Here is a 20,562-nt window from a genome sequence, read left to right as displayed (position 1 = left end):
AAAGCAAATGGATGTGCGAGAAAGGGCACGAATATTAAGGCAGTATGAAATATATTGTTTTCAGCTCTCTTTTTATCTTCTTCAAGATGAACAACTTTCCACAAGAGCGACGATGGCGGCTTTATTGGAATTGGCCTTCGATCCTCACTTTTTAAAAGGGAATCGTGAAATACAGAAGGAGGAAGCTAAACAAATTGTCATTCGTTCCTCATTGAGAGCCATGCAAGATGCGAATACGGAAGTTGTATCATAAAGAATAAACATTAAGGATCATTTTATTTTTGTTGATAAGGAGAACGTAAAGATTTTCAGTTCTGCCGCGTTATCGGAAGGGGGCGAAATTGCTTGTGAGGAAAAACGTTCAGTAGACCCAAGTAGAAGCTATAAATAAGAGTTTGTTACACTGGCACCAACAATGCAAAATCAGTAAAAAAGATGCAACAATATCCAGTGTTTTGCGTTTATATTTTTATGATTTAGAGATGAGGTGGTTACTTTGAGCAGATGGTCTGTATTAATTGCGGTGATTTTGGTTATGTCCGCTTGTAACAACAACCCCGCGGCCGTGAACGATGGCAAAACCCAAAGTGAATCAGAAGCTAATAAAACACCAAAAAATCAATCTACAAGCCCGCAGGAACCTGAAAAAATAAATAAAGCCAATAGTGAGAAGGGTACAGAGAATCTCTTTGATTTTAAAGAATACGACGGCACTAAAGAAATTACTCTTGAATGGGGAGGACAGCAATCGTCTGCTCAATTTATGAAAGCCCCCATACTGCCATTAGGCCTTTATATTCCCGATAAGATGGAAATCTATGAATTTGAAGACGGCAATAGATGGGGATATGACCAGGACAAGAACTCTATTTCTATACTGGAGTTTAGTGATACTTATCTTACAGACCTAAATATACAGAAAAAAGAACTGCAAAAGTTCAAAGAATATGTTGGGTCACACCAAGAAGGGGTACTCATTACGGATGCTTTTGTAGTTGAGAAGGAAAAACATCAGTATTACGTTGAACTTCGTTATTTTGAAGATGAGCAGGATCAAGCTTTACCCATGTTTTTAGAAGTTGTCAGGCATATCCGGCATGTTGCAGCCCAATAAATCAGCCCCGAAAGGGGCTGTTGCTGATTCCATCCGTGTTAAAGACAAAATGTTGTTATTCTTTCTAAGTGTTGGCTTGGACAAGACGCATTGCTTTTTCTTTCAAATCAGGCTTGAAAATGAGTTCTTTTTTTGTTTCACTTCCAGCGGCTTGCCCTGGCTGAATCACTAATTGATCATTTATAACTTTTAACTGTGTATTCGATGCATAATGAAATGAATCGGAAGCACATTCATCTGTTATAAACTTAAATGGAAATACATCATTATCTTTCGCTCCTATTAAATAAAAAGATACCCCATGGCAATCTGTATATTGAGGGGCAATTACCACAGCCTGAAATTCTTTAAAATCAAGTGTAGGCAAAGTAATCTGTGTGTTATCTGGTCTAATAAATGTATCAATTTTTGGGAGCTTAATAACTGATTCATTATCATCCTTATCTTTGAACATAACCTCGTAATCTGATTTGAATAAATAGTCTTCCGCTTTTCCCAAACAACTCGGAGCCTCTAACTTTTCTATTGTTTCATTAGTTTTTGGTATTACCAAAATTTCTCCAGAATTAATAGTTCCAATAGCTCTTATCTCCATTTGTGATGACGAGGAAGAAGAAGATTCTTCAGGCACAGATAATGGTGAATTTGAAGATGGGTTAGACTTTGAACCACATCCGGTTAGGGCAATAACGAATACTAAAAGCAAAATGCTTACTAGACGGGGCATGAAATTGTATTCACTCCTATTTGTAAATTAATATTACCTAGTTCACGGCATTCTCCTTCTTTTTTGTATTAATTGCTAGACGCAGGTTAAAGTCTGAAGGTTGCTTTAATTTTAGAATCCTTATTTGGTAAAAGGCTATTTGTTTTGGAGCAGCCGCAATCCGGTTCAACGAGGGGCAGTCCGCTCAATGGATCGACTTGAGAGAGAAGCATAAAGCTTTCGCAATTCCTGTAGCTGTATGGAAAGCTCCAGGCAAAATTTAAAGAAAATTTCCCGATCTTCTTCCGAAATATCGTCACATAAGCAGTTGGCGTAGTCGACGACTGCGCCATACGCTGCTTGAATGCTTTTCAATAGCTTTTCTCAACAAATATTGGACATCAGAAGTTCCTCCTTCATTGGAATTTAATTGGCAACTTATTGAATCGCCGACACGTCTAAACGTATATAATGAAACGAAATGGAGTGCAGGCAAATAATGAGAGTCCGAACAATATTATCAGGAGTTGCAATAGCTATTGCCTTAATCGGCTGTTCAACCAAATCGGCCCCTTTAGATGCAGAGCAGCCTCGTGCTTCCCCTGTAAATCAAAGCTCGAACACGGATAAAACGAACCTACTGTCAGCCACTTCGACGCCAGGCGAAGAAAACGAAACCGGTAGGCCAAAACCGGTTCAGCAGGAAGAAAAGAAGGTGCTTACGGAACCGATCACGCTGTTTGAAGTGGATGCCAGGGAGTTTTTGAAAAAGACAAGCGAGATTCCAAGTTATTTCAAAGGCCAAATTTCCTATGTGACACAAGCCCAAATAAAGAACTTTAATGAAGGTTATAATGTAGAACTAGCAAGTCCTCTTGAGCGTACGATTAAGGGGATTTCCAACCTGATTCCCTATGATTATTTGCCGGACCCGACCATCGATGAACAGTTTGCCAACGCACAAGGGGGGACCCATCCTGATAAAATAATTACTATAACAACAACAAACGGTATTGTATTTACAAAGAATCCTTATAACAAAGAAACAGAAACGACTAGTGTTGACGTGCAAGTACCCAAATGGGGAATGTACTCCGTAACTTGGAGAACAGGTCAAGGGTCGGGCTTCGAGATTATCCAAAAAATCACGTTTCAACCTCACGCTCAGCAGGAAATGAAAGGAAGTATTACAATCCTGGATCTGGATGATAGCTGGTTCGAAAAAAAGACTAGTCAAATTCCTAGTTATGGTCAAGGCAGTTTTACATATTATGAGCAAGCCTCAGTCGATAGTCACAATCAAGGCCATAGCGTTCCCTGGAGTGACCCACTTGTTCAAGGCATGATGAGAATAGCCAATCTGATTCCTTTCGATTACCTTCAAGATGAAGCGATTACTCAGCAGCTTTCGGATCGAAAAGACGTTATTATGTCATCCAACGGCATTCTATTCACTCCAAAATACAAAAAGTTTCCAGGAACGACCGGCTGTGGTAGAAGTAAAAGTGCCCAAACTCGGTACCTATACGGTCACCCTCAATAGCGGTATAGATTCGGGTATTGCACTTATTCAAAAAATCGAGTTTGACGCCGAATAAGAAAAGTTTAGCTGCACCCGGTTAGGTACAGCTATTTGATTGATTACGTGAAACGCCAAGCAGAGGTAATATCTCCACTACCGCCAAGAGAAGACATCATGGCAGAGCTTATATCGATGATAGCATCTTTGATTTTAAATTTGTCTAACCCTTGTTGATGATGACGGCAAAACCGTTTCGATGAATGTCGGAGTATGGGGACTAAATGAGATTAAAACTGTTTAATATGTATATATGAAAAGGGGAGGGAATCATGAGTAGAAGTAACGTTCGTAAATTATAATTATTCTTTGTGTCACTCTTGGTTTCATGGTACTGACTGCATGTACTGCCGAAAGAGCTCCGTCTTCCGAAACAGCGCAGTTAAACTCTAACGAAGTAAAAGAAGAAACACCAGGCCATGAACAAACCCAATTCACTACAACGATCTATTCATTGGATTTAATCAACTTTAAAGGTGCGAAAATAAATGAGTTACCATTTTATTCGAACGGAGAGATCAAACATCTTACTGAAGATACAGTAAAGTCTTTCAGCGAGGGTCATCACCCTTGGTTGAGACATGTAGAAACCTTTATTGCATCTCAGGTAACAAATCTTGTTCCTGATGACTACAAAAAGGGTGGTGGGATTAAGAGTGAATTTATTAAAATCAAGAACCTTTCCGATGATGCCGCAATAGCTACAATTACTCTAGGAAGTAGTTTCTTTTACGAAATAACCATAGAGGCATCAGAAAACACAGGTAATCTTTTCTTTATAACAAATATTGTTCTACATTCGACCATCGATAAAAAATAAAAAACGAGGAGGGTGTCCTCCTCGTTTAGAGCGGGGGATCTCCTCCTCAATCTATGCCCAGCGCCATAAAGCACCATAGATAGAGCGGTTGTTTGCAGGCCCTGAAACACCAGGTCATCCATGATCTTTGTACTCAAGTCAATAAAGGCACCATTTACAGTTAGATTGCATGTATTTCCGCACAGCGTGGAACGAGCTTTTTTGTCGTTTGTTTCTGCCCGAGGAATAGTTCCAGTATTCCAATAAGGATCTAGTGGACAAGTACCACAAGGCACCGATGGGCCAACATCTTTAGCCGCGGCCGTAACAGACTTTTATTGTCAGGATTTATAACAATAACATTATCGTTACAATGCAGTTCTTGAGGAAGGGCAACATATCGGGTAGGCAATGTCCCCGAGCATGAAACATCAGTATCATTAAATTCCGATGCCTTGCCTTGGAACCATACGCCTACTACTCTAACACCGATCTTTTTCCGAAATATCGTCACATAAGCAGTTGGCGTAGGCGACGACTCTCCATGGGTTGCTTGAATGCTTTTCAATAACTTTTCTCGACAAAATTTCGACATTAGAATTTCCTCCTTCATTTGGAATTATATTGGCAACTTATTGATTCGTTGACCCGTCTAAACGTATATAATGAGACGAAATGGAGTGTAGGCAACTAATGAAAGCACGAACAATATTATCAGGAGTTGCAATAGCTGTTGCTTTAACCGGCTGTTCAACACAATCGGCCCCTTTAGATACGAAACAACCTAATGTCTCCCCTGTAAATAAAAGCTTGAACACAGATAAAACGAACCTACTGTCAGCGACTCCGGTGCCGGGTGAAGAGAACGGGACTGGGACAACGAACCCAGTTCCGCAGGAAGAAAAGAAGATGCTTATGGAGCCGATCACGCTGTATGAAGTGGATACCAAGGAGTTTGAGAAAAAAACGAGTAAGATTACGAGCTATAACAAAGGGGAAATTACGTATCTGGCCGATGCTGATGTTAAAAGTTTTAACAAAGGGCATAACGTTACATTGGGCGATCCACTATTCCGTACTATCATGCAAATTCCCAACTTGATCCCCTATGAATATTTACCGGATTCCACAATTGACGAACAATTGGGCAAGGTGCAGGGAGGCTCTACCAATTCAACCTTTACCTTAACGACTAAAGCCGATGTTACCTTTACAAAACAGCCTTATGACAAGAAGACAGGGGCGACTGTAGTTGAAGTAAAAGTACCAAAATGGGGCGACTATCATGTAACTTTGAGAAGTGGTCAGGATTCGAAAATCCAGATCATTCAAAAAATCATTTTTACAAAGGCCGCTGATTTCGATGCTGCAAATAAAGGTCAACTACTCCTTTACAAGCTTGCCAAAGATAAGCTTGCCAAAAAAATTACTGAAGTCCCCTATTATTCTGGGGGGAAAATGAGTCGCATGTCTATGGGAGCAATAAAAAGTAATCGAGAAGGACATTCCGTCTGGATGAATAACGGCGAACTAACGGCTTCTTATATGACTGGCAACTTGATTGCTAATGAAGTTCCAGCGGAAACCATTCAATATAAAACATTGAGCGCTAAAGATGATCCAGTCACCAAATGCTTAATTATTGTCCCAGACTGGGGCACATATGATGTGACTGTCGTTGAAAAAGAGGGTATCCACTTTGTTAGTGAAATAAACTTTAAATTAGAATAGGGAAGAAGGGCGAAGGAATGATGAAGATCAAACCTATCGTGTACGTTGGGATAGCGCTTTCCGTTATAGCAATATCACTGAACCCGACCTAGCGACTAAGAAAGAGATCGCCGATTCTATCGATCCTGTTACCGGAAGGCCTAAGAAAGAGTTTTTCCCAGAGGCTATCAGTCTTAATAAGAATGATGTTATTATAGATAACTCATTTTTTGCGGACTTTCTACCTTCCTAGGGGAGTTAATCGTATTCGTGTCCTTCAAGGAATTGGTGCTGCCATGTTACAGGCGATAGCGGTATCTCTGCTGCCCAAGACGCGAAAATTGCCGGAAAGCGGAATTTGTTGGCGCGCCTCTTGTCTGCAGGAAAAAACCGGGAAAATATTCCCTTCAAATGCAACTTTTTCTGACAAATTGCGTCTAATTAATCGTCTGTATGGAACGGCTTGTTCAGGCCTTCTTGGAGGCGAAAAAATTTCCGAGGTGAAAGATGAAGAAGTTTGTAACCGCTGTAATGCTGTTGTCGTTGCTATGTTCTTTAATTATCGGTACCGGCAGTGGATCCGCGGCGGCCGCGCTAACTGTTCCTAAGCTGTATTTGAACGGCGAGCGGCTGCAAACACCGGTTGATCCGCGATTTGTGGGTCAGTACACATTTGTCCCGGTGCGGATCGTATCTGAGAGTCTCGGATTTAATGTCGAGTGGGCCGGAAAAAACGTCAATATCAGCAATGGGAGTAACAAGATTGTATTGACGCTGAGCAGCAAGACTGCTGTCGTTAATGATCGGGAAGTAACACTCGACGCACCTCCATTTGCGGACAAAAATACTACGCTTGTACCGCTGCGCTTTGTAAGCCAGCAGTTGGGACTGAGCGTGTATTGGGAGAAGGAAACGCAATCCGTCCATATGTCTCAGCAGGAGCCGCCTAAAAGTCCGGAAGAGGGATCAGATTCGACCGGCAGCGGCGAGACTGGGCAGAATCCAGGTGATGCTGGCGCTCTTGGAACGTTGAATTCCATTAATTTCGATGGCACCAGCGGTGTGGATCTGTGGTACAGTGGCGAAATTAGCAAAATCGAAACAGAAGTATTACATAATACGGAACGTTTCGTCATTGATTTGCGTAATACTGTTATGGACGGTATCCTGGCAGCGAATTTGGAGAACGGACAGTCATCCATTGCGACTGATACCCATCCTTCCTTTACAGGTATCCGGTACTCCAATTTCAAGGACAAGCCGACTACGGTACGCATAGTGCTGGATTTTACAGTCGAAACGCCAGTCAATGTCGTACAGGAGAATGGACATATCCGACTGGATATTCTCGAACCGGGATCTGTAGTTGTACCGCCGCCTGTAACTGCTCCTGGAAAGGACAAGCCTTCCACTGGCAAATTCAAGGTTGTGATTGATGCGGGGCACGGTGGCAAAGCACCAGGGGCTTCGGCAATTAATGGAAAAAAGGAAAAGGAGTTCACCCTGGCGCTTGTACTGAAGATTAAAGCGCTGCTGGACAAAGAGCCGCAAATTCAACCTTATTTGACGCGCGAGGATGATACTTCTGTGGAGTTGATGGACCGGGCGAAATTTGCCAACGATTTGGGTGCGGACATTTTTGTTTCCATTCATGGCAACAGCGCTACGCCGTCGGCTTCAGGTACAGAAACGTGGTACACAAGAGACAACAGCAAGGCGCTGGCTGAAGTGCTGCAAAAGCATCTTATCAAAGCGACAGGGCTCAAGGACCGCAAGGTGAAAACAGCGGGCCTTGTGGTAACGAAGTATACGACGATGCCTGCCGTGCTGCTTGAAGTAGGCTTCCTGAGCAACAAAACTGATGTGGAAATCATGTTCAGCGAAGAGAAGCAAAATGAAATCGCGCGCGAAATAGTAGCCGGAATCAAGGAATATTTGAAGGTGAGCTAGGAGGGCTTCGATGAAAAGACATGTCACCTCAACTACGTTGTTCGCACTTATTATGATGTTGGTGATGCTGACTGGGGCATGCGGTCAGAAGGAACTCGTTCAGCCGGATACAGTGACTGGCTCGGGCGGTCAGGTAGAAGATGGAGCTGAAGGAACGCCGGACAATACGGCTGGCGAAGAACAGCCTGATTCGGATGCGAATTCTGGCAATGCTGAGCAGCAGCCTGAGGGGAATACGAATTCCGGCGTAACCAGACAACCTGAGGCGCAGCCAGATGCCGGGGCTGCCCAGCAAGAGAAGCGGCAAATCAAAGTGTATGTCACCGATGATGAGCTGATTGATCTGATTGAGCAGGATGCCGAAATTTCCTTCGACAGCGAAGAGACGAAGCTTAAAGCCGCTTTTGCAGCTTTGGCGCAAAGCAAGGAAGAAGGCAAGATGTCGCTTTGGAATAAGATTGAACTGCTAGACGCCAAGTTTGACAACGGTGCAGCAGAATTAAATATCCATATGCCGGATGAGGCAAGGCTGGGCTCTTCGGGCGAGGTGCTCGCAGTGGATGCGATCCAAAAAACAATGTTCCAATTCGTAGAGGTAACCTCTCTGAATATTTTGGTCGATGGCGAAGCTGTCGAAAGTTTGATGGGACATGTTGAGCTGGGGCATCCGTTTAAGAAACAATGAGGGGTCCCACCAACATTTTGACGAAAATATACGCTAAGCCTTCGGATGTGACCAGCTTAGCGTCTTTTCTTACACTAAGCCCAATAGTCAGGAGGCCTATAAGTCTCTTAGCCGTCGTTTGCGTTTACGATTCACCGCAAAGCCCTGATCCAGAATGAAGCGAGTCGATGAACGATGGTAGTTCTTCCATATACTTTTGCAATTAAAACTGTCACTGATGTAGGGAATCCATATGTCAATTATATTACGCAGTCATTTCAACGGATATTGAAAAAACAAAACCAGAAATCATTAATGCTCCATTAAACTCCACGCAATACACCGGTATCAATGGAGGTTTTTTTGATGGTAACTACACATGTCCTCCAACAACCCTAAAAGCAATATCTTACTGGAAAGGTGAGACTAATTCCTACATCTACAATGAAACGGCACAGTCGGTCATTTTAAAAGAGGCAAAGGTTTATGGTGGAAGGAAGCAAGTATGGAAACGACTATGCTAGTCGTCGTGTGAGAAAGAAGTCCCGAAATGAAAAAAAGCTAAAAACCTAAAATGCACCGCGCGCTGGGGGCTACGCGGGGTGCAGAAAGTAGCAATATACCGTTACGCGTCCATTCCTTATTTCATTTGTGCCTGTTTGAAGTAAATAAAATTTTTATCCTCATCTGAAATAATAGATCGACACTCACGATAGAAAGCCATTTTTGTACTTGGAGAACTCCAAACTCAACAATCCCACAGGCCGCGCTTTACCGGTATACTCCTCTGTTGATGCAACTAATCATTTCCCTTTTGCATTGAGCTGTCTCTAATATGTCTTTATGCTTTGTTTTATGACAAAATACGACTTTCAAAATTCATACAAAAATACTATGGTTTTACATAACTGATTACAATAGAATTGATGGTAGGGTTATCCCGATTAGTAAATTACATTTAATAAGTGGGTTAAGAGGGGGGGTAAGGTCGTATGAAAAGCACGATCCGAGCTGCTTTTTTCAAGATAAGTCAGCATACCCTTGCTGCCTGCAATATTTGGTATCTTTACTCATATAAAATTCCGTTTTCAAGTTTGCGATTTTTGTGGTAAACCTCGCCTTAATGGGCTCATCTCTTATGGGTGATGTGTTCTCGTCAAACACTATTCTACCGAAGGGCAGGACACTTTTTTATATTTTTATGAGATGTTACTATTCGAAAGTCAGGTTCAAAGAAATCTTGCAGGGTAAACAGGGCCTCACATCAAATATACTTATTGAGGCTTATTTTTAATATTATGTATTTACAAATTATAGGTTTATATGTTATATTAAGTGTGTAATCTTATTCCACTAAATAAGATATATAGTAAATAGAAAGGAGGAGAACTCTGGGTTTTTAAGTTTTAACAAATTATGGTGAAAAGGAGATCGAACGATGAAAAAAATTGTAGCAGTTTCTTTGATAGCAGCAACTATGGTAATTCCTGCAACAGGTGCATTTGCATCTGATAGTACTGATCCAATCAATCTTAATACGCAAATTACACAGGATTCTCGCATTACTTCGGAAGCTGGAGGTATTTCCATTTTGAGTACTACGTGGAAAATCAATGCGGCTTGTAATATGAGAGCAACTCCATCACCCACCGGAACGTATATTGGATCTCTTTACCCCGGAGACTTGGTGAACGGCAATGAGACATCCGTTGTTAATGGGGTAACTTGGGTCAAAGTTTATAGCGAAAAATTTCAAAAAGAGGGTTGGATTCAAAGTACTTACCTGACTGAGTATGGTTTTCTCTGATCTGACCTGATCTAGATTGCTTCGCACTGTTACTTATATAAACGATTTCATTTGCTACTGGCGAAGAACACAAAGAGCTTTTAGAGGGGCCAATTGATAAAATGCAAAGAGACCCCTGCAATTGTCCTTTTAAGAAAAAGATCTTGAACACCGGACATTTTCAGTAGAATAACGGGACGCCATGATGAGCGTACATCTATAAAAAATCCTTGCCCACCCTTAGGGTGACAAGGATTTTTTTGTGCTTATTATTCATCCTTATTGATTGTTACGAGAAATTGGATGCTCCAATTCAGAGTGACCCATGAAACATTCTAAGGTTTTTCCATCAATAAGAAGTTCTAAGTTATTTATCTCCACAAATTGAAACATTGTCTCTTTTAATGCATCCAAGGCTAACAGTTCAGCGCCAGACCCAAATCTTGCCTCATCAGGAATACGAACATCTATTGCTAACACTCCTTCATTGAATTTCATAGAGTTTAACTCGATTTTGTTCCATAAGGATACAAGATCAGAATGACTATTACTTTGCAAAGCTTTAAACCTGAATTTCGAAAGTAACGCTTCATAAAAATATAAAAAAGTGTCCTACTCTTTGGTAGAATAGTGTTTGACGAGAACACATCACCCAAAAGAGAGGAGCACCTTTAAGGTGAAGTTTACCACAAAAATCGCAAACTTGAAAACGGAATTTTCTGTGAGAAATACTACAAATATTGCAGGCATCAAGGTTATGCTGGCTTATCTTGAAAAAATCGGCTTGGACCGTGCATTTCATACCCTTGGGTTTTCAAAAGCTACTAACGCCCTCTTCCCGACTTATCGCATTCTTCTGTATTTCATTGTCGGATGGATGCTCGGCTGCGAGCGTCTCTTCCACTTTAAACAGTTGCAAGATGATGCCTTAATTCGCCGCTTTCTGGGAGGTCGTTGCCCTCATCATAGTTTACTGTATAAGGAATTGGCGCGACTGGGACAGTCGGGTTCTGCTTTTAATTCCCCATTGAAGAAGCTCAATATCGACATCATTGCGCCTGCATTGCCGGCATCCTCCATTCTCGATTTTGACTCGACCGTGGAGACGCTTTACGGGAACCAACAAGGCGCTGCCATTGATGTCAACAGTCATAAGCGGGGACGCAAAAGCTATCACCCTCTTCTCGTTTATGAAGGACAATCACGGCTGCTCATCAATGCAGAGCTTCGACCCGGCAATACAAGCAGAATGTTCTCCCCTTTGCAGAAGAAACGCTGGATTTGCTGTCTTCCCATAAGGTTCGCTATGCCCGTTTCGACAAGGGCTTTGGCGGGGAAGACTTTTATCACTTCTGGGAATCCGGTCAGATCGGTTATGTTGGGAAACTAAAGTGGACCAGCCGTCTTGAGCAACAAGTAAAAGCCTGCGAACATTGGACGCGCTTTGTCGATGAAGAGTGGATTATTGAAGGTCTAGTCCTGTGTTACAAAGCCACAACATGGAAGAAGACTCGTCGTGTTGCCATCATTCGCAAGATGCAGCGCTATGACGATGACCAACTTCAACTCGAGTTGGATTTGCTTTGGCAATATGAAGCGATGGTTACGAATGAAGCATGGGAAGCCATCGACATTTGGCGGTTTTACAACCAGCGCTGCTGTATGGAGAACTATATCAAGGAAGCCAAAACGGGTTTTTCAATCCACCGGATTCCAACACATCAATTCGCTGCAAACGAAATTGACCTGCTGCTGAAGCTGCTGGCCTACAATTTGTTTGAACGATTCAAGATGAACTGCTGCGAGCCGGTGCACCGTTCGTTTACGATTCAGCGCTTTCGACGAGAGTTCTTTTTTTGCGCAGGCGTGTTGGTTCGACATGGCCGCCAGTACACGTTAAAAATGGCGCAATCGTTTACGAATCGGTATAACTGGCAGCGGATCGAGCGAAAAACGATATTACACGAATGAATCAAGTAATCCCAAAATAATACTTGGAAATAACGGAGCCCCTTTGAGTGGGGAGGGGGAAGCTGTATGCAAAAAAGCGGCAATATTCAGAAAAAATCAAATTGGATGACATATTTGGATGAAGTTTCCTGATTCACAATCCGCTGACTACTATAATTATGGGCTTTCGAAATTCAGGTTAAAAGGTTAATCAACTTCTCTCTAGCGCTTCCGACTTCTTTTACACTCTGACGCTTTGCAATCCCTCCACCCCCACCAACTCGCACTCTCTCAATCAAATTAGAAAAATTTTCATTATATCGCAACTATTAGCTCTGGAAAGGCGTATATTGTATAGGGTACCTAAAATTGCCCAAATACCAAAGGAGGAGATGTGAGGTGAAAAAAAATGTTATCAGAGGAGTTAACCTAGGATTAGCTTTAGTATTCTGTTTAACAATTGTTTACACCATGAACTCTTCATCGAATGCAAAAGCATATGTAAATCAATCATCTAAGGTTGAAGGGGAAGCTCCTAGTTATTCTGTCAATAAGAATGGCCAAACATATGGGCATGGTCCATATCCAGCTGGAGAGGCACAAGAACCAGACTTAATTAGAGCACAAGGAGAGAATGGGGTAGTAGGATATATCAAATCTTCTGATATATCATCATCTTATTCATCGCCGGAAGAAGCAATTGCCCATCAAAAGGAAGTTGAATCAGTCGGTTATCAATCTATTCCGCTTTATGAGTCAGATGGTACAACTATAATTGGAGAATTTAAACTGTATAATTCAAACATTGATTAATTTTAAGAAACTTGCCAACTTTTTTTAAGGGAGGAAAAACAATTGAAAAAGAAGACGTTAAGTGTCTTAGTAGTCTATATTTTAGCAACCGTATTGATTACATCAACAGTATTTGCAAATACCCAGTCCGACCCTTATAAGACTTCACACATATATGATGGATATTCATATGAGTTTATATCACAAGTAAGGGTAGGATGGGCTGGTACATCGAAGGCCACAGTAGAAGCTACTGCCCGTGTAAGTTGTCAGGAAGGGAATACTAAAGTAGGTTACATGGGTGGCCAAGCTCGTCTTTTTAATGAATCCGGAAATCTTGCGGCTGCCAGTACTTTTGAATATAATACATCAGCTGTTGCTACTTTTTTTGTGAATTCTCCTACAATAAAGACTGCAGGCAAGTACTATTCTCAAAGTAAAGGTCGGTTTTATAATGGAGATGGCTATACAGAATTTACCGGATATAAATCCCCGATTCAGCAATTTGACGTTCCTACGTTGACAAGCACAATTAATAAATCTGTAGATATAACTGCCGATATTACTCCCATAATGCTTCTTTCGGAATATGGTGTAAACGACAATGGGGAAACTTACGGTTCTGCGTTGTCCGAATATTCCATAGGAGTTGAACCAGACTTGGTTTCTGCAATCGGTACTAATGGAGTTGAAGGCTACGTTAGAGCTACTGATCTGGCCCCTAATGTTTTATCACCAGATGAGGTGATAGAGTATATGAATGAGAAAGGTAATTCTCAGACAATTCCGCTGTATGCTGATAACGGAACAACCGTACTAGGTGAATTTGTGCTGGAAAGTCACTACACAGTTATGCTTGATGCAGAATAGCAAAGTATACTGTTTCGTAAGCATCAACAAAAAGTCCCCACCTTGTGCATGAGATGGGGACTTTTTGACGCTTACATCTTAAATACCACCCAAAAATTTGTGTGCCGCGCTATAGCGCCGATCAAGTTTCTCAGATGCTAAAAAAATTGAATTTCAAATTCATTAAAAACCCGCTCTATTCATTTATTTTCAATCACAACAATTTGGTATAACTTACTAGAAACCTAGGCTGGTCTGGGAAAAAAGAGGAATGGTTTTACATATGTTTAACACGTTCTATAACATGTTGTTTTGCGGATTGTTAAACATGCGTTATACATTGAAATTACTAGCTTTTTAACCATCATTAACTTTTCAGTATTGTCAGAAGAAAATAAAGTTCTAGACTAAAATAAAGTGTTAGACTTGGCAAATAAAGTTGTAGACTGAGAAAATAAAGTAATTGACCGACGATGCTTCATTAAGCTAAAGGGCAGGATAGTTTTAACGCTTCGCGAATAACTCCAAGTATGGAATTAATTGCGAAGTTCGCAAATTAATCGTTTGGTGAAATTACTGTGAATATTTTAAGGAGAGTCAAATGAAGAAAAGAAAAATTCTATTTATAATTCTATTAATCTACGGTTTAATTTATTTTATTTCAGATTACAATAGGTCATTTAAATCTATTAATGATGTACTCTATAACGAAGAAGGTTCCTCAAATTTCATGCAGATAAATCAAATTATTGGAGGGAGTGAATATGGAAGAAAAGCCTTTTATTTTTTCTTGAATAAAGAAAACCAAATAGTTGGAGTAAGATTAGATAAGGGTATTTTCGGATGGAAATTTGATGGATCTTCCACGGGGACTGGTTTAGAAATTGATATAGAACAGAAATTATCAATGGCGAGTACTGGTGCATCGAATGACTCAAATAAATTCTATTTTGGTCTTACCTCCTTTGATAATCTTGAAAAGATTATTATAAATGATATTCACCAAGCGACATTGATAAACTTGAAAGATAGTTTAACGGATGTTAAGGACGTTCCTAACACATATTTATGGTATGGATATTTTAAAGAGGAATCATCTGATTACGTAGTAGAAGTCTTTGACAAACAGAATAATTTAATCTATCGGGACACGATAGCTCAAGAATAAACAACAGGCTGCCGCAGCGGCCTGTTACGCTAACGGGAGTTTACAGGAACGGCATGGTAAAATAAGGTTAGTAGTTATTTACAATTCAAGAGGTGATTGTATGGCAGTTGTTCGATTGGCCACGCTTGAGGATGTAATGCAACTTGCTCGAATGCGTTGGGACTTCTCAGAAGAGGAAAATACAAATAAAAAAGTTACATTTGAGGAATTTAAGCAGGTTTGTTGTGTCCATACATCTTGATTGCCCGAAGGCTCATTATGTTGCCGCGTGGAAATCCCGTCACATCCATATGTGGTTTTCATCGCAAACGCTATGAGTTGAGCTCCGCACTGTGTTACAACGTATAGGCAATATTGTACGTGTTTGCCGACAGAGCCGGAACCTTACACAAGAGCAGTTAGCTGAATTGGTTGGTACTAGTTACACTTATCTCGGATCCCTGGAACGCGGTGAGCGGAACGTTACAATCCGGACATTGGAGCGAATCTCAAAAGCATGTAATGTAGATCTTTTTACGATGTTTAAAATGGAACAAGAAGACGAGACATTACTTGCCATTAATGCCCTACTACTTCAGCGTGACGACTTTGATCGAAAGCGCTCCCTTGAAGTTCTAGAGGCTGCTCTGCAAATCCGATCCTAAGACTTTACTTTAACATTTGGGTTGGTTACTTCATCCAAACATTTATGACATATTAAACGATCACGGATAATCGTAATTTGATCAGGTGAAAAACAGAAAATGCACTCCATGGCGCGATACTTTCGCAGTAAAAGACGGCCATTTCTTTCATCATCAAAAAATTCGAGCGAATCTCCAATTTGGATGCCTTGAGTACGCCGAAGCTCAACCGGCAATACGATACGCCCCAGTTCATCCAATAGTCTCACCATACCTCGACTATTCATAAAACCCCTCCTTTTACACATTGTACCATATCAGGTAATAACAAAAAATCTTGTTAGCCGCTGTAATGCTACTTATAGATGAAGATGATTCCAGGACCGCAATCGTTGGTAATGGAATCATTTGTATTCTGAGTGTATCTTTTTCTTCATTAGAGACTATTCATCTAATAAGGTCCATGGTATAATGTACGTATAGCCCTTAACTGTGGTGGTTTTGGGGAGATGAACTGTGCGATAAGGGCAGTTTATTTTTTTTAAAAAATGAACACTGCTACTGAGCGGCCCAATACGCCTGAAAATTCCTTCGAAGATTCCCTTAAACAAGGATGTTCATTCGTCTAGGGAAGTTGATCCAGGCATCCTGACAAGCAGCCGCGGAGGTACGCCGATCACAGCGGCCACCTTCACAGGAACACTGCAGCTCACAATCCTGATTGTTCTTCTGCCCTGATTTTTCCATTTATAACGGCCCGCCCTAAGTGTACAATAGAAAACGACCATACTCTCGATAACGGCCTGTCCTTGTAGGCATTTACCCGCAAGCTTTATATTTATTTAAATAAAGAACGACCCTTAAGTCCTGGCGGACAATGGTCGTTCTTTATTTTTCTGTTTTCGAGCTTAACATATTGTTCTTCCAGGTTGTCTTGGCTGTTGGCAGCCACGCTACCCATACTATCAGCCTTAATCCCGATCTTGTTGATCTGGTGTGCAGTGATTGTCCATAGTTGTATACTGAGAAAATAAAGTGTTAGCTGTCAACACTTCATTTACCGGGCTGGTAGCGGCTGTAGTCCCAATATGTGTTAAGATAAGGGCAGTAGGATAAAACTACTAAAGTAAGTATTTAAGTAGACCATGAATTTGCAACTGTAAAGGAGCCTGCCAGATGAATAATAAAATCGGTAGAAACGATCTCTGCCCTTGCAAGTCCGGAAAGAAGTATAAGAAATGCCATGGAAATATTCAGGATCAGCCTGTTTTAGATCCAAAAATACCCCTAGAGTCAGCAATGAAAAAGAGAATAAATGAATCACGAATAAAGCATTGTATCCACCCTAATAAATCGGAATGTTCAGTTAATATAATCAGGGCGCATTCTATCCAAAATAATAGAATTTTAACCCGTATTGGCGAAAAAGGTGAAGTATACATGGTGAAAGCTTCCCCAACGAAAATAAGGATGAAGTACAATTTCAAACGTGTCGGACGATCAGTTGCAACAACGTTTACCGGCTTTTGTGGTAAACACGACACTAATTTGTTCTTGCCAGTCGAGGTTACAGACTACAGCGGAACGGATCAACAGAAATTCATGTTTGCATATCGGGCATTCTCATTTGAATATCACAAAAAACTAGAGGCTCATAATGCTCATAAGAAACTCGGTGATACCAAACCAAGCTTGATGAAGAGCGATCAGTACTTAGACTTGGCAGAAGGATACGATCTCGGGATAAACGATTCTTTACGGCATAAAGGAATCCTGGATGATGCACTCCTTAATAGCAAATACGACATCATAGAAACCGTAGAAATATCATTTGATGGACATGCAACTATCGCAGTATGCTCCGGTTTCTATCTAGAATACGATATTAAAGGAAATCAATTGAATCGTTTAGATGACCCAAAAACAATAATGAAGATCCTTTTGTTAAACATATTCCCTCAAGATGATAAAATGCATGTTTTGTTCAGTTGGCTTAAAGAAGATGATGCAATGTATCAAGGGTTCAAAGATCAGCTGCTTTCTCTTTCAAAAAATGAACAATTACAGATGCTCAACAATATGATACCTGCATATTCGGAGAACACAGTCTACAATCCAACTTTTATAGATGCTTGGAGTGAGAAAGAAAAGAAGCAATATTTGTGGAGGTTTGAAGGAACAGCAATGGAGGTTCTTTCCGATACATATATAAAATCATCCTTACTAAATAAGACTGACTATAACCTTTTTCAGGGGATACAAACTTAAACCACAGCGGCAAACGAGGGTAGAAACTTGCCTATGATGGTCTTGAAATTGAGTTGTTTTCACCAAAAGATAATAGCAAAACATTCTGGATAATGACCATGAGTGTTTCTAAAAAAGGATATATAACTACTAAAGGGATTGAAATTGGTGATTCTGTTCAAAAGTTGAAAGAGGCTTATCCAGATATCCGAATGAATAGTGGAGATTCCAACGATGGTGAATATGAAAAAAGCAAAGAGGATCAGTACGACTATATGCGCTTTGAAGTAAAAGAAGGTTTGGTTACAAAAATAAAAATATTTAATTTAATTCCTTAATTGAAAAAAGAAAATTTTAAGAAACGCACCTCCTTACTGAGGATTGGCTTATATTTTTGCTAAACCTGAATTTCGAAAGTAACGCTTCATAAAAATATAAAAAAGTGTCCTACTCTTTGGAAGAATAGTGGTTACAGAGAAGATATCACCCAAAAGAGAGGATCACCTTTAAGGTGAAGTTAATATTACTAGTTCACGATTCCGACATATCTTTGGCATTCCCCTTTTTTTTGCATTAATTGTAGACGCAGGTTAAAATCTGAAGGTTGCTTTAATTTTAGAATTCTTCTGATGAAGACGAAAAAATACCCGAATATTCGGACACTTCATGATTTAATTGATGATCTTTTCTCAGGCATTAAAGTGATACGACACCCATTTAGCAAGATCATAAACATTATACGTTACTGTATTTCCATCTGGAGCGACCCTATCAATAGAACCTGCGATAAAATTGAGACCCGCGGCGCCTGGAGTACGAGCAGGATAATGCCAATTCTGCAATCTTGCATTTGTAAACATCATTTGAAGGAGTTTTTTGTAGATGATCGAACAGGCATATTATAGCATTGAGGGTTCAATGATCCGGCCAAGACCAAACGAGGAAGAAATCATGAGCTAATTTCGAGCGGTTTCGGGACGCGATAAAGTCGAGTTTGGCAATTTTGCATTCTCATTAGATGGGGTGAACTGCAAAAGTCATGTCATATATAACAATTGTGGTAGAATTTTTTTCGGGTAGTAGGTTGGGCTAAATGAGATTAAAACTGTTTAATATGTATATGAAAAGGGGAGAGAATCATGAGTAGAAGTAACGTTCGTAAATTACTAATTATTCTTTGTGTCACTCTTGGTTTCATGGTACTGACTGCATGTACTGCCGAAAGAGCTCCGTCTTCCGAAACAGTGCAGTTAAACTCTAACGAAGTAAAAGAAGTAAAAGAAGTAACACCAGGCCATGCACAAACCCAATTCACTACGACGATCTATTCATTGGATTTGAGCAGCTATGCGGGCAAAAATATTAATGAGATCCCATATTATTCGGCTGGTAAGATCGAATACCTTAGTGACAAAACAGTAGAGTCTTTCAATGAGGGTCATCACCCTTGGCTTGCACATGCAGAATCCTTCATTAGCTCTAAGGCACTCAATCTTGTTCCCGATGAATGCAAAGAGCAGCAAGGTGGAATTAAGAGCGAGTTTATTAAAATCAAGGAACTTTCCGATGGGTTTGCAATGGCTATAATTACGATAAGGAAAAATTTCTTTTACGAAATAACCTTGGAGTCATCAGAGGAGACAGGAGGTCTTTTCTTTATCACAAAAATTGTTCTACATATGACCATCGACAAAGAGTAAAAAAACGAGGAGGTGTCCTCCTCGTTTTAAGGTCAGGTCTCCTCCTCAAATTTATGCCCAGCGCCATAAAGCACATAGATTGAGCGGTCGTTTTCAGGCCCCTGAAACACCAAGGTCATCCATGATTTTTGTACTCAAGTCAATAATGGCACCATTTACAGTTTGATTGCATGTATTTCCGCACAGCGTGGAACGAGCTTTTTTGTCGTTTGTTTTGCTCAAGGAATAGTTCCAGTATTCCAATAAGGATCTGCTGGACAGGTTCGATGCTGCAATAAAGGTCAACTACTCCTTTACAAGCTTGCCAAAGATAAGCTTGCCAAAAAAATTACTGAAGTCCCCTATTACTCTGGGGGGAAAATGAGTCGCATGTCTATGGAAGAAATAAAAAGTAATCGAGAAGGACATTCCGTCTGGATGAATAGCGGCGAACTAACGGCTTCTTATAAGACTGGTAACTTGATCCCTAATGAAGTTCCAGCGGAAAGCATTCAATATAAAACATTGAGCGCTAAAGATGATCCAGTCACTAAATGCTTAATTCTTGTCCCAGACTAAGGCATATATGATGTGACTGTCGTTGAAAAAGAGGGTATCCACTTTGTTAGTGAATCAAAATGAGAGCGTCGATTAATTTCAAATGTTAAGGCTCCCCGTATCTGTTTTGAAGATTTCTTGAAATTTCAGGAAGATTTCCATCTAAACGTGGCCTTCGAGTAGACTCGAACTATACATTTCACATCGTCCTTCAGCCTTTTTCAGGCTACCGGGCTGACGAATCGGCCTTTATGCGCATGCGGAAGCGCCCCTCTGTCTTCGGCTTTTTTGCCGGACAAAGGGGTCCTTGTAAGAGTAACCTAGTTTTTTCACGATCAATTTGATGTTGACCGCCATCCCCTTGATTTTGGCGAAGACCCGAACCTTG

The 20,562-nt window shown here is 40.7% G+C and carries 20 protein-coding genes and 1 pseudogene; 18 read left to right on the top strand and 3 right to left on the bottom strand.

The features are described 5' to 3' along the window. Positions 1 to 7 precede the first annotated feature (7 nt). Together ACFQ0N_RS34245 and ACFQ0N_RS34240 are read left to right on the top strand one after the other, a co-directional pair. Positions 8 to 253 (top strand): hypothetical protein, encoded by a 246-nt coding sequence (locus ACFQ0N_RS34245; protein ID WP_379334611.1) that lies wholly within the window; start codon positions 8 to 10, stop codon positions 251 to 253. A gap of 243 nt (positions 254 to 496) precedes the next feature. Next, positions 497 to 1,114, top strand: a complete 618-nt coding sequence (locus tag ACFQ0N_RS34240; RefSeq protein ID WP_379334610.1) for a hypothetical protein — start codon at positions 497 to 499, stop codon at positions 1,112 to 1,114. Positions 1,115 to 1,178: 64 nt separating this feature from the next. Here ACFQ0N_RS34240 and ACFQ0N_RS34235 read toward each other — a convergent pair whose 3' ends face one another. Next, positions 1,179 to 1,841 (bottom strand): hypothetical protein, encoded by a 663-nt coding sequence (locus tag ACFQ0N_RS34235; protein ID WP_379334609.1) that lies wholly within the window; start codon positions 1,839 to 1,841, stop codon positions 1,179 to 1,181. Between the two features lie 478 nt (positions 1,842 to 2,319). Between ACFQ0N_RS34235 and ACFQ0N_RS34230 the strand changes: the two genes are divergently transcribed. The 6 genes from ACFQ0N_RS34230 to ACFQ0N_RS34205 all read left to right on the top strand — a co-directional run bounded on the left by ACFQ0N_RS34230 (position 2,320) and on the right by ACFQ0N_RS34205 (position 10,329). Continuing rightward, positions 2,320 to 3,363, top strand: coding sequence for an SRPBCC family protein (locus ACFQ0N_RS34230; RefSeq protein ID WP_379334608.1), 1,044 nt, complete (start codon positions 2,320 to 2,322; stop codon positions 3,361 to 3,363). A 364-nt stretch (positions 3,364 to 3,727) separates the two neighbouring features. Further along, positions 3,728 to 4,219: a hypothetical protein gene (locus ACFQ0N_RS34225; RefSeq protein ID WP_379334607.1), complete on the top strand. Its 492-nt coding sequence runs from the start codon at positions 3,728 to 3,730 to the stop codon at positions 4,217 to 4,219. A gap of 672 nt (positions 4,220 to 4,891) precedes the next feature. Further along, positions 4,892 to 5,929 (top strand): hypothetical protein, encoded by a 1,038-nt coding sequence (locus ACFQ0N_RS34220; RefSeq protein WP_379334606.1) that lies wholly within the window; start codon positions 4,892 to 4,894, stop codon positions 5,927 to 5,929. A 486-nt stretch (positions 5,930 to 6,415) separates the two neighbouring features. After that, positions 6,416 to 7,858: an N-acetylmuramoyl-L-alanine amidase gene (locus tag ACFQ0N_RS34215; RefSeq protein ID WP_379334605.1), complete on the top strand. Its 1,443-nt coding sequence runs from the start codon at positions 6,416 to 6,418 to the stop codon at positions 7,856 to 7,858. A 10-nt stretch (positions 7,859 to 7,868) separates the two neighbouring features. After that, a complete protein-coding gene (locus ACFQ0N_RS34210; RefSeq protein ID WP_379334604.1) occupies positions 7,869 to 8,543 on the top strand; it encodes a GerMN domain-containing protein in 675 nt (224 codons plus the stop codon). 1,417 nt (positions 8,544 to 9,960) lie between these two features. Then, the gene (locus ACFQ0N_RS34205) at positions 9,961 to 10,329 is read left to right on the top strand and encodes an SH3 domain-containing protein (RefSeq protein WP_379334603.1); all 369 of its coding nucleotides are present in this window, start codon (positions 9,961 to 9,963) and stop codon (positions 10,327 to 10,329) included. 258 nt (positions 10,330 to 10,587) lie between these two features. Here ACFQ0N_RS34205 and ACFQ0N_RS34200 read toward each other — a convergent pair whose 3' ends face one another. Beyond that, positions 10,588 to 10,866, bottom strand: coding sequence for a GerMN domain-containing protein (locus ACFQ0N_RS34200; RefSeq protein WP_379334602.1), 279 nt, complete (start codon positions 10,864 to 10,866; stop codon positions 10,588 to 10,590). 118 nt (positions 10,867 to 10,984) lie between these two features. Here ACFQ0N_RS34200 and ACFQ0N_RS34195 point away from each other — a divergent pair. From ACFQ0N_RS34195 to ACFQ0N_RS34170, 6 genes and pseudogenes are all read left to right on the top strand, one after another. Next, positions 10,985 to 12,279, top strand: a pseudogene (locus ACFQ0N_RS34195) (IS1380 family transposase). A gap of 378 nt (positions 12,280 to 12,657) precedes the next feature. Then, complete coding sequence (locus ACFQ0N_RS34190; RefSeq protein ID WP_379334601.1) at positions 12,658 to 13,071, top strand: hypothetical protein; 414 nt, start codon at positions 12,658 to 12,660, stop codon at positions 13,069 to 13,071. Between the two features lie 42 nt (positions 13,072 to 13,113). Further along, complete coding sequence (locus ACFQ0N_RS34185) at positions 13,114 to 13,920, top strand: peptidase (protein ID WP_379334600.1); 807 nt, start codon at positions 13,114 to 13,116, stop codon at positions 13,918 to 13,920. A gap of 580 nt (positions 13,921 to 14,500) precedes the next feature. Beyond that, positions 14,501 to 15,067, top strand: coding sequence for a hypothetical protein (locus tag ACFQ0N_RS34180; protein ID WP_379334599.1), 567 nt, complete (start codon positions 14,501 to 14,503; stop codon positions 15,065 to 15,067). A gap of 100 nt (positions 15,068 to 15,167) precedes the next feature. Continuing rightward, entirely contained in the window at positions 15,168 to 15,308 is a 141-nt protein-coding gene (locus tag ACFQ0N_RS34175; protein ID WP_379334598.1) for a hypothetical protein, read from the top strand. 91 nt (positions 15,309 to 15,399) lie between these two features. Beyond that, on the top strand, positions 15,400 to 15,711 hold the full coding sequence (locus ACFQ0N_RS34170) for a helix-turn-helix transcriptional regulator (RefSeq protein WP_379334597.1): 312 nt from the start codon (positions 15,400 to 15,402) through the stop codon (positions 15,709 to 15,711). On the opposite strand, the gene ACFQ0N_RS34165 is transcribed toward ACFQ0N_RS34170, so the two are convergent. Continuing rightward, positions 15,708 to 15,977 (bottom strand): AbrB/MazE/SpoVT family DNA-binding domain-containing protein, encoded by a 270-nt coding sequence (locus ACFQ0N_RS34165; protein WP_379334596.1) that lies wholly within the window; start codon positions 15,975 to 15,977, stop codon positions 15,708 to 15,710. The genes ACFQ0N_RS34170 and ACFQ0N_RS34165 overlap by 4 nt on opposite strands. Positions 15,978 to 16,866: 889 nt before the next feature. Between ACFQ0N_RS34165 and ACFQ0N_RS34160 the strand changes: the two genes are divergently transcribed. The 4 genes from ACFQ0N_RS34160 (at position 16,867) to ACFQ0N_RS34145 (ending at position 20,195) form a co-directional block, all read left to right on the top strand. Further along, positions 16,867 to 17,958, top strand: coding sequence for a YecA family protein (locus ACFQ0N_RS34160; RefSeq protein WP_379334595.1), 1,092 nt, complete (start codon positions 16,867 to 16,869; stop codon positions 17,956 to 17,958). A 98-nt stretch (positions 17,959 to 18,056) separates the two neighbouring features. Next, entirely contained in the window at positions 18,057 to 18,275 is a 219-nt protein-coding gene (locus tag ACFQ0N_RS34155; protein ID WP_379334594.1) for a hypothetical protein, read from the top strand. A gap of 801 nt (positions 18,276 to 19,076) precedes the next feature. Further along, positions 19,077 to 19,637 carry a hypothetical protein gene (locus ACFQ0N_RS34150; protein ID WP_379334593.1) on the top strand — a complete coding sequence of 187 codons (561 nt, stop codon included), beginning with the start codon at positions 19,077 to 19,079 and terminating at the stop codon, positions 19,635 to 19,637. A gap of 369 nt (positions 19,638 to 20,006) precedes the next feature. Further along, complete coding sequence (locus tag ACFQ0N_RS34145) at positions 20,007 to 20,195, top strand: hypothetical protein (protein ID WP_379334592.1); 189 nt, start codon at positions 20,007 to 20,009, stop codon at positions 20,193 to 20,195. Positions 20,196 to 20,562 lie beyond the last annotated feature (367 nt).

It is taken from the genome of Paenibacillus sp. GCM10027626 (genome assembly GCF_042676285.1).
Classification (GTDB): domain Bacteria; phylum Bacillota; class Bacilli; order Paenibacillales; family Paenibacillaceae; genus Paenibacillus_Z.
The sequence above is the reverse complement of the archived record's forward strand: the minus strand, read 5'-3'. Positions and strand labels throughout refer to the sequence as shown.